Origin of the sequence: Hamadaea sp., assembly GCF_013362815.1 — a bacterium.
Taxonomy (GTDB): Bacteria; Actinomycetota; Actinomycetes; order Mycobacteriales; family Micromonosporaceae; genus Hamadaea.
This window is the reverse complement of the sequence record NZ_JABFVK010000051.1, coordinates 45,882-56,793: the sequence shown is the minus strand read 5'-3', so window position 1 is coordinate 56,793 and position 10,912 is coordinate 45,882. Positions and strand designations below refer to the sequence as shown.

The following is a 10,912-nucleotide window of genomic DNA, read 5'->3' as shown; positions in this document are numbered from 1 at the left end:
CCGACGCGGGGTGGAGCAGCTCGGTAGCTCGCTGGGCTCATAACCCAGAGGTCGCAGGTTCAAATCCTGTCCCCGCTACAAATCAGAAACGCCCGCTCGAAAGAGCGGGCGTTTCTTTGTGTGTCGCTCTCGTATTCTGTCCTTCCATGCATCCGGGGAGGGATCGATGGCGAAGCAGCCCAGCACGGTTCTCGACAAGACGAGGGAGAACGCCGGATCCCTGATCCTCGGGGGAGTCCTGCTCACCATCGTCGGCGGGCTGCTGATGACCGCCGAGGGCACCGCAGTGTTCGGCTGGATCCTCGGCACGGTCTCGGTCGCGCTGTTCCTCTGTGGATTGGTCCTGCTGCACGCGGCGACCACCGAGCGGCTCATCCGAGCCCGCACCACCGACTTGGATCAGAAGTAGCGGCTGCCGCTCGTGCGGACCAGATCACGGAAATCCACGCCAAACTGGTCCATGATCACACCCATAACCGTGATCTGCAGCCAAAGACGCCGCCAAAGACGCCGCCAAAGACGCAGCGAATGAAGCCGCGAAAGACGCGGGGAATGACGGCGCGTGAGCGTGGGCCCTAGGATGGCCGGGTGATGATCGAGCAGAGCCACGAAGCACGGCGTCCGATGTGGATGATCGTCGGCCCCGCCCTGGGAACGATGCTCGCGGGATACCTGCTCGGAGCGCTGTTCGGACCGCTGCGCGAGGGCATCCAGCACGCCATGGGTTTGTCCGTGGCGGTGAGCCTCGTCGTGCTGCTGATCCATCTCGTCCCGCTCGTCGTGGGCATCGGAGTCGGGTGGCTGCTGGGGCGGCGTACGCCGAACGCAGTGGCGATCCCAGCGATAGCGCTGATCCTCATCGGAGTTCTCGCCATGGCGCTGGCCCCGGCCGCGTACGTCGTGATGGCAGCCTCACTGTTCCTCGGCATCGGCAGTGGTGCGGTCACCGGCGTCGCTCTCGCGTTGGCCGGTGACACCGGCGAACGGCGGCCCGCGATGCTCATCGCGGTAGCCGCCGTCGCATTTGTGGGACTGCTGTTCGGGCTGGTGCTCGGCTGGTTCCTGACCACTGCGGTGAGCTGGCGCTGGGTCTACTTCTTGGCGGTGCCGATGGCGTTGGTCTCGTTGGCGGTCACGGGCGTGACGGGCTTGGTGGGGGCGACCAAGCGCTCGTAGCGGGAGGTCCAGAACACCGAGGTCACCCAGGTCCAGGCGAGGACGACTGCGACGACGAATCCGATCGTGGTCGGGCCATGCGATCCGCTCGCGATGCCGGCGAACCCGGCCAGGAACACGAAGCCCGTGATCCACGAGAACCACGCCCAGCCCCGGCGACCGGCGGCGAGATACCGGCGGCCGAGCACGACGCAGGCCGCGATCAGGCAGAGGAAACCGATGCCGCCCACCATGAAGTGCAGCGTTCCGTGCCAGCTCATGGTGTCGGTCGTCGTGCCGGCCGGGAATCCCTGCGCCGGGTCGGCCCGGAAGATCCCAGCGCCGATCAGGCTCACGCCGTAGATTCCGATGAGGACGTTGCGCAGCCCGATCGCACCGAGCACGGTCAGCACGCCCGCGACGAGGAAGTTGGCGATCTGGATCCAGCCGAGGTCGCCGTTGCTGAGCAGACTCCAGGCATGCTTGGTCAGGTCGAATCCGTCGCGAGTCAGGGCCTGCGCGAGGCCGGCGACGACATACAGCGGGCCGGCGATCGCGCCGAGCGTAAGAAGTGTCCGAGGGTTCATGCCCAGTTAGACGGCGACCCTGGGGGAAACTCATCGCATGTTGTTGATCGTCGACGCGGCCAATGTCGTCGGGTCGGTTCCGGACGGATGGTGGCGTGATCGCGCGGGTGCGGCGCGCCGCCTCCGTGACGCGCTCGCGCCGCTGGCGACCGCCGGTTTCGCGGGCCACGAAGGCCCGCTGGACATCGTGCTCGTGGTCGAAGGCAAGGCCCGGGGCATTTCTTCCATCCCAGGGGTACGCATAGAGCAGTCGCCCGGATCAGGTGACGACACGATCGCGGCGCTCGCCGCAGAAGAACGTGACCGGGACGGCGGAGTGGTCGTGGTGACCGCCGACCGAGGGCTCCGCCAGCGAGTGGAAGCCGTCGGCGCGACCGTCGTCGGCCCGCGCTCGCTGCCCTACCCATAGCGCCGACCTCCCGCCCGCGACGGGCGCGTTGATCATGAACCTAGGGTTCCACTCAGACCCGGAGTGGAACCCTAGGTTCATGATCAACGCGGGGTGGACCTCAGAGGAGGAGGGCGGGGAGGACGGCGGCGAGGAGGAAGGGGCCCAGGGGGAGGGTCGACCGCCACTCGATCCGGCGGAGCAGGAGCAGGACGACGGCGGTCAGTGACATCAGCAGGCCGGTGGCCAGCGCCCAGACCGGCACGGTCGACCAGCCGGCCCAGCCCAGGACGACGCCGATGGGAAAGGCGAGAGCGGCGTCGCCGAGTCCGATGCCGCGCCGGGGCAACGCCAGGAGGAAAAGGACTCCGGCCAGCAGAAGTCCGCACAGTACGGCGGGGATGAGGCGTACGGGAGCGGCGGCGGCCAGGAGGACCAGGGTGCCGAGTGCCATCGTGCCGACATTTCGGAGCGGCAGGCGATGGGTGCGTACGTCGTTGATCGACAAAGTCACCGCATGGGTGACCCACCACAACGCGGCCAGAAGGGCGGCGACGTGGGAATAGATAGATCTGTCAGCCAGCACTGTACGTATGGACATTGATCACCCCTTGTTACATAGGCGTCGATCATCGTACGATCGCCCGCGAGAGCGCAATCGGTTGGTGACGGGGGGTAGGGACCGGCCGATGACGAGGGGGGATGCATGCCATCCATCTTCTACAAAGGACAGAAGGCGGCAACAGTGTTGATTCTGTTGCTGCCGTTGGCATCCGCCTGTTCGCCCCGGGCGGTGGAGGTGCCACCGGCCGGCCCGCCGAGCAAGGCGGCGACCCAGCCGAGCCTCTCGCCGACCGATCAGCTAGCCGTCGACCAGGCGTGGACGGCGTACCAGCAGTTGAACACGATCTATGTGAAAGCGGCGCAGACGGGCGTCTACGCGTGGAACGTGGACAAGACGAAGCGACCGCTCTACCCGTACGCCGCCGGCACCTACATGTCGGCGTTGGAACGGGATCTGGACCTCATGCGGGAGCAGGGCTTCGTCCGCCAGGGTTCGCCGCAGGTGACGCTGCGCCGGGTGGTCAGCGTCAGTCCCACCTCGATCATCGTGGAGGTCTGCGTGGACGACTCGGGAACCGACACCGTCAGCCGGAAGACCGGCAAGTCCGTCGTGAAGGCCGGGCAGAACCAGCGATACCCGGTGACGCTGCGGGCCGGGCTCTACCCCGACGCCAAATGGCGTTGGGTGGAGGCGCGGGCGGATCGGGCGGCGTCATGTTGAGGTACGCGAGCAGACGGCCGCCGGGGAGGCGCTCGCGCCGAGCCGCCAGGAGTGCAGCCAGGTGGGCGTACCCCCTGGTCGTAGTCATGATCGCGGCCGTGACCGTCGTGGCCGGAGCGAGCCCCGCGCAGGCTGATTACATCTATTGCCCGCCGGACAACGGGCCTTGCTACATCGTCGTCACCGGAGGTGGCAGCGGTGGGAGTGGCGGCGGCGGAGGCGGTGGGGGTGACGGCACCGCCAAGTGCCGCGACGAGACCGGCGAGATTCCGTGCTACCGCGACAGCATGGGCTGGTACAACCAGGCGGAAGGCTGCTACTACGACCGGCTGACGTTGCCGCCGGGCGACCCCGCGTGGGGCGGGCACGATCCGAATAAGGGCTCGCTCTACCAGAAGTGGTGCTATGACGGCGGCGCCGCGGGGTATGTGAACTCCGGAATCGTGTACCTGACCAGCCCACCGCCAGGCTATGGCGGACTGCCGTCGGTACTTGAGATAGCGCTGCGCGCGATCAACGCGCTGCCGATCGCGGGGCCGGACATCGGACTGGCACCACGTCCGGGCGGAAGCGGCCTGGTCGGCCTGCCGGTGTGGATGTGGACCGAGCAGCGGCCGGAGACCTGGGGTACGCAGTCCGCGACCGCCTCGGTGCCGGGGCTCTCGGTCACCGCGCGGGCGACTTCGGTGCGGATCAGCTGGGAGATGGGCGACGGGTCCACAAAGGTCTGTGGCAACCCCGGAACGCCCTATACGCCGGCGGCCGGCGGAAGCGCGTCGCGCACCTGCGGCTACCAGTACACCGAACCGTCTCGCGACCAGCGGATTCCCGGACACCTGGGCCGGTACCGAGTGGTCGGCACGACGACGTGGCATGTCGAATGGACCGCCACCACGGGGGAGACCGGCGAGCTGGACGTGACCCGATCCTCTACGACGTACATCCGGATCGACGAAATGCAGGTGGTCACCCGATGAGTACCGTTGCGACCGGCAAACCGCCCGCGCCGCCGCTGGCTGTGCCCCGGCTGGCACCCCGCCGCAGATCTTTCCTGCAGGGCGCGCTCGCCTTGCTCCTGATCATCGCGGGCGCGCTGACCGCCGGGTATGTCGTGCAGCGCATCGGCGCCACCCACGACTACCTCGCGGTGGCCCGTCCGGTGGGGGCTGGGGCCGAGATCGCCGCCGCCGACCTGGTCATCGTCCGGGTCAACTCGGCGTTGGGGCTGCGCCCGATCCCAGCTGCCCAGGCGCGCGAGGTCGTCGGCAAACACGCCGTCATGGCGCTCGTCCCCGGCACTCTGCTCACGATGGAGCAGCTCACCGACGACGCGATCCCCGGGCCGGGCAAGCAGTTGGTGGGTCTGCGCCTCAAGGAGGAGCAGTTGCCGGCCAGCCGCGTACGCGTCGGGGCGGAAGCCGTCCTCGTCGTGATCCCCGAGAAGTCGTCGGCGACGCAGAACACGCCGGAACTGGTGCCACCGCGGACGATCGCCGCCCGGGTGACCGACGTCCGGCCCGGGCACAGCGAAGGGGAGACGCTGGTCAGCGTCGAAGTCGCGACGGCGGACGCGCCCACGGTCGCCGCGATGGCCGCCGACAGCCGGATCGCGCTCGCCCTGGTCGGGGCGTAACGCCATGACCTTCCTCGCGATCGTCTCCGCCAAGGGATCCCCGGGGGTTTCCACCTTCGCGCTGGCCGCCACGCTTTCCGCCCCCCTCTCGGCTGGGGCTTTGGCGCGGGATCACGGGGGTGCTTTGGCGCGGGATCCGGGATATCGCGGCCTTCCCGCGGCGGGAAGCGACGTTATCCCGGATAACGTGCGCCAGTTCCCCGACAATGCACGCCAGTATCTCGACAGCGCGCGCCAGTTCCCCGATAACGCGCGCGTCAGCCCGGACAACGCGCGTAGGCCCGGCCCGATCCTGCTCGCGGAATGCGACCCGGCCGGTGGTTCGTTGCTCGCGGGCTATCTCAGCCGTTACGACCTGCCCACCGACCGCGGCATACTGCCGCTCGCGGGGGCGGCCCTGCGCGGGTCGGCTCTCCAGGAACTGTCCGGGCTGCTCATCGATCTCGACAACCATAGAGCTGAACGCTTCGCGCTACCGGGCCTGACCGATCCGGCTCAGGGCGCGTCCCTCGCCCCGGCCTGGTCGGCCGTCGGCGAGTTCTTCGCCGGGCTGAGCCGGGCGGGGTGGACCGTCATCGCCGACTGCGGCCGGTTGGCCAGCGGCTTCCCGCCGTGGCCGTTGCTGCGCCAGGCCGACGCCGTGCTCGTGGGCGTACGCCCGGCGTCGCTCGCGACGATCTCCCCGGCGGTTCCGGCGCTCGCCCAGTTGCGGCGCGAGCTGCCGGCGACGGACGGAACGCTGGCGTTGCTCGCGATCGGTGGCGGCACCTCGCCCCGGGAACTCAGCCGGCATCTCATGGCCCCGGTCGCGGCCGAGATCGCCTGGGACACCAGCACCGCCACCGTTCTCGGCGGCAAGGGACGCGGTCGCCGCCGGGGCGCGCTGATGCGTACGGCGGCTCGTGCGGTGCAGGCGACGCAAGCGCTGATCCTCTCCGACCGTGCCGCGCGGCTCCAGCTCCCCGCGCTTCCCGGCGGGGTGATCGCATGACCGGCCGCAGGCTGGTCATCAGCCAGCACCGTTTCGCTCATGCGAGCGCCGGCCGCAGGACGGTGATCGCATGACCGGGCCCGCTCGGTTGAACGGGCACGCGACCTCGGCGATGGTCCCGGTCTCGGCCGCGCCGATGACGGCGAAGCCGATCGAGCTCGACTACGCGGTGGTACGCCAACTGCATACCCGGGTCACCGACAAATTGAGTCAGCTGCTGGCCGATTCGGCCAACGTGACCGCGGGATACCGGCGGGAGACGGCCGAGCGGCTGGGCCGGGAGGTGATCCGGGACTACGCGGCCGGGATGGCGCACGCAGGTCGTCCGGTGAGCCCGCAGGAGGAACGGGCGCTGCTGGACGCGCTGGTGGCCGGGATGTTCGGAGCCGGGCGGCTGCAGCGGCTCCTCGACGACCCGAACATCACCAACGTCCACATCATCGGCTGCGACCAGATCCTGCTGCACCACGCGGACGGTACGCGCAGCCGTGGTGAGCCGGTCGCCGACACCGATGACGAGCTGATCAGCATGTTGCAGGTGCTCGCGATGCGAGTCGCCGCGACCGAACGGCAGCTCTCGGAGTCGAACCCGGAGCTGGACATGCAGCTGCCGGACGGCTCCCGGATGACGGTGCTCTACAAGGTCTCCCCGCGGCCGATCGTCTACATCCGCAAGCACAGCCTGTTCGAGGCCTCGCTTGAGGAGTTGCGGGATCGCTGGGGCATGATCGACCTGCTGCTCTACCGGTTCCTGACCAAGTCACTGGAGTCCGGGGCGAACATCATGATCGCCGGGCTGGCCGGGTCGGGGAAGACGACGCTGCTGCGGGCACTGGCGCGGACGATTCCGGTCGGCGAGCCCTACATCACCCTGGAGGAGTCGCGCGAGCTGGGCTTGCACGAGCCGGCCGGGTCCAACTGGGTGATCAGCCTGGAGGCGTTGCAGGGCCACGGGGAGTACGACACCGGCGGTCGCCGTCGCGGCGAGAAGAACCTGCACGACATGATGCCGATCACGCAGCGGCTCGGGGTCCGGCGGGTGATCGTCGGCGAGACCCGGGGCCGGGAGATCGTGCCGATGCTGCGGGCGATGACGGTCAGCCGGGGCGCGATGTGCACCATCCACGCCCGGCAGGCTCGCGAGGTGATGGACTCGATCGTCCAGCTCGCCTGCTCCTACGGCACCGACATCGGGGCCGAGCAGGCGTTGCGGATGGCGGCTCAGGGCATCGACCTGATCGTCTACACCGCCGTCGTGGACGAGCGGGCCATCGGCGGAGCCGAGCATCGCTACGTCTCCCACGTCGTCGAAGTCGGCGGTATGCGCGACGGGCAGGTGGTCACCACCACCGTCTTCGGCCCGGGTCCGGACGGCCGGGCGGTGCCCCGGCATCTGCCCGAACGCATCCGGGACGACCTGCTCGACGTCGGCTACGACCTGCGGGAGCTGACGGCGTACATCGAGGCCGGCGCGCACAACCGGGGCGCGTGGTCGCACGAGCTGCACACCCGTCGGGTACGCCGATGATCCAGCTGCTCGCGATCTTCGCCCTCCTGATGCTCGGCGGCGGCATGGTGCTGGCCGTGACCTTCGGCGTGGGGACGCGGAAACCGGCCGGCCCGCCGTCGCCGACCATGCTGTGGCTGCGCCGGATGGCCACCGGCGATCGGATCGACGATCCGGGACACGTCCGGCTCCGGGCCGCCCTCGTGCTCGGCGGGGTGTTCGCAGCCGCAGCGATCTGGTTCCTCACGGGCTGGCCGGTCGGTGCGGCGATCGCCTTCATCGCGGTGCCCGGCCTGCCGTGGCTGCTCTCGGCGTCCGGCGCGGAGAAGCGGGCGATCGCCAAACTGGGCGCGCTGGAGGCGTGGACCCGCCGAATCGGCGACTACGTCCACAACGGACTCGGCTTGCAGGCCGCGATCGTTGCGTCCGCCCGCACCACCACCGTTCCGCTGATCGGCTCCGAGGTACGCAACCTCGCCGTACGCCTGCAGGCCGGGGTCGATCCGGCGGCGGCGTTGCGGGCGTTCGCCGACGAACTCGACGACTACAGCTGCGACGAAGTGGTGGCCCCGCTGATTCTGCAGCTCGCCGACGCCGGGGACGGTCTGCACAACGCGCTGGTGGACATCGCGCACGCCATTCAGGAAGAGATCACGACGCGCTCCACTGTCGACAGTGAACGGGCGCGGGCCCGGTTCACCGTCAAGTTCCTCACCGTCGCGACCGGAGTCGTCGCCTTGTTCGGCGCGTTCAACGCCGGAGCGGCGAAGGTGTACGGGACGGCCTTCGGGCAGATCCTGCTCGCCGTGCTGGCCGCCGTGTACATCGCGCTCATGCTCTGGATTCGGTCGCTGTCGTTGCCCGAGCGGCGTCCGCGGCTGCTCGGTGGCGTACCGGCCGGGGGAGGCACGCCGTGATCATCGACTTCTGGGTGGTGGCCGCCGGATTTGCCGGTGCGGTGTTCGGGTTCGGCGTCTACCTGGCGCTCACCGCTTGGCGTACGCCGGAACCAGCGCTCGGCCCGGCGCTGCGGCGACTGCATTCGCCCGCCACGCCGGGAGTGCCGGGCCTGGCCACACCGTCGCACAGCGCGGCCGACAAACCCTGGTGGGGCTGGATCGACCTGCCGAAGCAGGATCTGGAGATTCTCAACCGGACACCGCAAGCGCATGCCACGACGGTCGTCTCGGTGGGGTTCGCCGCCATGCTGCTGCCGGGCCTCGTCGCGGTCGGCGCGGTGATCGTACGCGCGCCGTTCTCACCCGCGGTTCCGCTGGTCATCTCGTTCGGGCTGGCGGCACTGGGCGGCTACTTGACGCACCGTTCCATGCGTACGGCGGCGCGGGCGGCGCGCTCGGAGTTCGTCCGGGCGCTGTGCACCTATGTGACCCTGGCGGCGCATCAGGTCCGGGCCGGTCACGGCGCGGTCGAGGCGATGGAGCGGGCCGCCAGGATCTGCCAGGGCTGGCCCTACGTCCGGCTCCGGTCGGCGCTGCTGACCGCGCAACTGCAGATGACCCCGCCCTGGGACGAACTGCGGGCCCTCGCGCTCGCCGTCGGCGTGGACGAGCTCTCGGCGTACGCCGACATCATGCGCAGCGCCGGATCGGACGGCGCACAGGTCTATCGGACGCTGCGGGCGCAGGCGGAATCGCTGCGCGACCAGGCTCGCGTACGCGCCTTGGAGGACGCGAAGAAGCGATCCTCCAAATTGGACATCCCGGCGACCATGCTCGTCATGGTGCTGCTGGCGTTGGCCATCTTCCCGATCATGGCGAACCTGTTCGCCCAAACCTGAGGGAAAGGATTTCGTGATGCGGTACAAGCTGTACGCCCGTCTCGGCGAATTGATGCATCCGGCCGAGCGGGAACGGGGCGAGGGACCGGTGCCCTACATCATCCTGGTGGCGTTGATCGGCGCGCTGGCAGTCACTCTCTACTGGGCGCTCGACGGCGTCGTCGGGCAATGGGTCGGCAAGATTCCGACGAATAAATGACGCGGTTGCGCCGGAGGTCGGCTCGAGGGGAAGGACCGGTGGAGTTCGCCATCCTCACCGGTCCCATCCTCGTGCTCACCTTCATGATCGTGCAGGCGTCCCTCGTGTGGTACGCCCACTCGGTCGCGCTCGGGGCGGCGACGCAGGGGGCGAACTCCGCCCGGCTCTACGGCTCGTCCCCGGCGGTCGGCAACGCCGAGGCGAACCGGTTCCTCGACCAGATCGGCCCGGCGTTGACCGACGTGAACGTGACGACTCGGATCGCCGGCAACCGGGTCGAAGTCGTGGTGACCGGGCGAGCTCAGTCCGTGCTGCCGTGGCTGACGTTCCGCGTACGCCAGACGGCGTCCGGCCCGGTCGAGCGGTGGATCCCATGATCAAGTGTCGCGCGTCGGGCGCTGGATCAGGGTTCTGGGCCGAATCATGGACCAAGATTCGACCCAGAACCCTGATCCAGCGCCAAAGCCAGCGCGAAAGCCAGCGCCAAAGCCAGCGCCAAAGCCAGCGCCAGAACCAAAAGCGACGGGGGTGGAGGGAGCGCGGGACCATCTCGGTCGAGCTCGCCATCCTCACCCCGGCGGTGCTGGCCTTCTTCGCCACGGCGATCATCGCCGGCCGGTACGCGATCGCGAAGCAGGCCGCGGACGCGGCCGCGTTCGACGCGGCCCGGACGGCCAGCCTCGCCCGGAACGCCGACGACGCCTTCGACCGGGCGTTGACGGCGGCCACGAATTCGTTCGACGCCCAGGGCATCACCTGCCGCCGGCCGGTCCGGGTCGACATCGACGTGAGCGGCTTCGCCGTGCCGGTAGGCCAACCGGCGTCGGTCCGGGTGACCGTCACCTGCGACGCCGACCTCGGTGACGTCGCGCTGCCCGGCATGCCCGGCACGATGCGGCTCAGCTCCAGCTTCGTGAGCCCGCTGGACACCTACCGGACTCGCTCATGAAGGAAGCGCTCATGAGAAGCAGAGGGAGCGGAAGCGTCTCCGTGTTCTTCTCGATCATGGCGCTGGGCTGGGTCACCATTCTGGTCCTGATCATCGCGGGCGGCGGGCGGGTGCGGGCGTACCAACGGGCGGACAACATCGCCGCCGAGGCCGCCCGGGTCGCAGGGCAGGCCATCGAACTGCCCGCAGCAGTGGCAGGCGACGAGAAGCGCATCGACCCCGTACGCGCGCGGCTGGTGGCATTGGCGTACCTGCGGGACGCCGGTGCGACCGGGGACGTGACCGTCGCCGAGGACGGCCAGAGCGTCCGGGTCACCGCGACGGTGGCCTATGAAAACCCCTCCGGTTTCCCGTTTCTCGGAGGCAAGTTCTGGTACGCCACGGGGGCGGCGACGGCCGTCCTGCTAGTCGGTTGAAGTG

16 protein-coding genes and 1 tRNA gene are annotated in these 10,912 nt (G+C 69.3%); 15 read left to right on the top strand and 2 right to left on the bottom strand.

Going from position 1 to position 10,912, the window contains the following annotated elements:
* Positions 1–4 precede the first annotated feature (4 nt).
* The 3 genes from HOV77_RS23345 to HOV77_RS23335 all read left to right on the top strand — a co-directional run bounded on the left by HOV77_RS23345 (position 5) and on the right by HOV77_RS23335 (position 1,176).
* Positions 5–78 (top strand) — tRNA-Met (locus tag HOV77_RS23345).
* An 88-nt stretch (positions 79–166) separates the two neighbouring features.
* Positions 167–409, top strand: coding sequence for a hypothetical protein (locus tag HOV77_RS23340; RefSeq protein WP_290865035.1), 243 nt, complete (start codon positions 167–169; stop codon positions 407–409).
* Between the two features lie 179 nt (positions 410–588).
* A complete protein-coding gene (locus HOV77_RS23335; RefSeq protein ID WP_290865033.1) occupies positions 589–1,176 on the top strand; it encodes a hypothetical protein in 588 nt (195 codons plus the stop codon).
* Here HOV77_RS23335 and HOV77_RS23330 read toward each other — a convergent pair.
* Positions 1,092–1,742 carry a DUF998 domain-containing protein gene (locus tag HOV77_RS23330; RefSeq protein ID WP_290865031.1) on the bottom strand — a complete coding sequence of 217 codons (651 nt, stop codon included), beginning with the start codon at positions 1,740–1,742 and terminating at the stop codon, positions 1,092–1,094. The two genes, HOV77_RS23335 and HOV77_RS23330, sit on opposite strands and share 85 nt — an antisense overlap.
* A 37-nt stretch (positions 1,743–1,779) precedes the next feature.
* Between HOV77_RS23330 and HOV77_RS23325 the strand changes: the two genes are divergently transcribed.
* A complete protein-coding gene (locus HOV77_RS23325; RefSeq protein ID WP_290865029.1) occupies positions 1,780–2,151 on the top strand; it encodes a hypothetical protein in 372 nt (123 codons plus the stop codon).
* A 100-nt stretch (positions 2,152–2,251) separates the two neighbouring features.
* On the opposite strand, the gene HOV77_RS23320 is transcribed toward HOV77_RS23325, so the two are convergent.
* A complete protein-coding gene (locus HOV77_RS23320; protein ID WP_290865027.1) occupies positions 2,252–2,731 on the bottom strand; it encodes a prepilin peptidase in 480 nt (159 codons plus the stop codon).
* A 105-nt stretch (positions 2,732–2,836) separates the two neighbouring features.
* On the opposite strand from HOV77_RS23320, the gene HOV77_RS23315 reads away from it, so the two are divergent.
* From HOV77_RS23315 to HOV77_RS23265, 11 genes are all read left to right on the top strand, one after another.
* Positions 2,837–3,415, top strand: a complete 579-nt coding sequence (locus tag HOV77_RS23315) for a hypothetical protein (protein WP_290865025.1) — start codon at positions 2,837–2,839, stop codon at positions 3,413–3,415.
* A gap of 98 nt (positions 3,416–3,513) precedes the next feature.
* Positions 3,514–4,392 carry a hypothetical protein gene (locus HOV77_RS23310; protein WP_290865023.1) on the top strand — a complete coding sequence of 293 codons (879 nt, stop codon included), beginning with the start codon at positions 3,514–3,516 and terminating at the stop codon, positions 4,390–4,392.
* Positions 4,389–5,048: an SAF domain-containing protein gene (locus HOV77_RS23305; protein ID WP_290865021.1), complete on the top strand. Its 660-nt coding sequence runs from the start codon at positions 4,389–4,391 to the stop codon at positions 5,046–5,048. The genes HOV77_RS23310 and HOV77_RS23305 overlap by 4 nt, the downstream gene beginning before the upstream one ends.
* Positions 5,049–5,235: 187 nt before the next feature.
* The gene (locus HOV77_RS23300; RefSeq protein ID WP_290865019.1) at positions 5,236–6,039 is read left to right on the top strand and encodes a ParA family protein; all 804 of its coding nucleotides are present in this window, start codon (positions 5,236–5,238) and stop codon (positions 6,037–6,039) included.
* 70 nt (positions 6,040–6,109) lie between these two features.
* The gene (locus HOV77_RS23295) at positions 6,110–7,567 is read left to right on the top strand and encodes an ATPase, T2SS/T4P/T4SS family (protein WP_290865017.1); all 1,458 of its coding nucleotides are present in this window, start codon (positions 6,110–6,112) and stop codon (positions 7,565–7,567) included.
* Positions 7,564–8,463 (top strand): type II secretion system F family protein, encoded by a 900-nt coding sequence (locus tag HOV77_RS23290; protein ID WP_290865015.1) that lies wholly within the window; start codon positions 7,564–7,566, stop codon positions 8,461–8,463. The genes HOV77_RS23295 and HOV77_RS23290 overlap by 4 nt, the downstream gene beginning before the upstream one ends.
* Entirely contained in the window at positions 8,460–9,344 is an 885-nt protein-coding gene (locus tag HOV77_RS23285; protein WP_290865013.1) for a type II secretion system F family protein, read from the top strand. The genes HOV77_RS23290 and HOV77_RS23285 overlap by 4 nt, the downstream gene beginning before the upstream one ends.
* 16 nt (positions 9,345–9,360) lie before the next feature.
* On the top strand, positions 9,361–9,543 hold the full coding sequence (locus HOV77_RS23280) for a hypothetical protein (protein WP_290865012.1): 183 nt from the start codon (positions 9,361–9,363) through the stop codon (positions 9,541–9,543).
* A 38-nt stretch (positions 9,544–9,581) separates the two neighbouring features.
* A complete protein-coding gene (locus tag HOV77_RS23275; protein ID WP_290865010.1) occupies positions 9,582–9,920 on the top strand; it encodes a TadE family protein in 339 nt (112 codons plus the stop codon).
* A 170-nt stretch (positions 9,921–10,090) separates the two neighbouring features.
* Positions 10,091–10,492 carry a TadE/TadG family type IV pilus assembly protein gene (locus tag HOV77_RS23270; protein ID WP_290865171.1) on the top strand — a complete coding sequence of 134 codons (402 nt, stop codon included), beginning with the start codon at positions 10,091–10,093 and terminating at the stop codon, positions 10,490–10,492.
* A gap of 11 nt (positions 10,493–10,503) precedes the next feature.
* A complete protein-coding gene (locus HOV77_RS23265) occupies positions 10,504–10,908 on the top strand; it encodes a hypothetical protein (protein ID WP_290865008.1) in 405 nt (134 codons plus the stop codon).
* The last annotated feature ends 4 nt before the right edge of the window (positions 10,909–10,912 follow it).

Bases quoted from the DNA above. Each gene is read 5' to 3' on its own strand.
- HOV77_RS23325 (WP_290865029.1), top strand. From the start codon at position 1,780: ATGTTGTTGATCGTCGACGCGGCCAATGTCGTCGGGTCGGTTCCGGAC.
- HOV77_RS23330 (WP_290865031.1), bottom strand. From the start codon at position 1,742: ATGAACCCTCGGACACTTCTTACGCTCGGCGCGATCGCCGGCCCGCTG.
- HOV77_RS23340 (WP_290865035.1), top strand. From the start codon at position 167: ATGGCGAAGCAGCCCAGCACGGTTCTCGACAAGACGAGGGAGAACGCC.
- HOV77_RS23315 (WP_290865025.1), top strand. From the start codon at position 2,837: ATGCCATCCATCTTCTACAAAGGACAGAAGGCGGCAACAGTGTTGATT.
- HOV77_RS23320 (WP_290865027.1), bottom strand. From the start codon at position 2,731: ATGTCCATACGTACAGTGCTGGCTGACAGATCTATCTATTCCCACGTC.
- HOV77_RS23295 (WP_290865017.1), top strand. From the start codon at position 6,110: ATGACCGGGCCCGCTCGGTTGAACGGGCACGCGACCTCGGCGATGGTC.
- HOV77_RS23305 (WP_290865021.1), top strand. From the start codon at position 4,389: ATGAGTACCGTTGCGACCGGCAAACCGCCCGCGCCGCCGCTGGCTGTG.
- HOV77_RS23265 (WP_290865008.1), top strand. From the start codon at position 10,504: ATGAGAAGCAGAGGGAGCGGAAGCGTCTCCGTGTTCTTCTCGATCATG.
- HOV77_RS23280 (WP_290865012.1), top strand. From the start codon at position 9,361: ATGCGGTACAAGCTGTACGCCCGTCTCGGCGAATTGATGCATCCGGCC.
- HOV77_RS23290 (WP_290865015.1), top strand. From the start codon at position 7,564: ATGATCCAGCTGCTCGCGATCTTCGCCCTCCTGATGCTCGGCGGCGGC.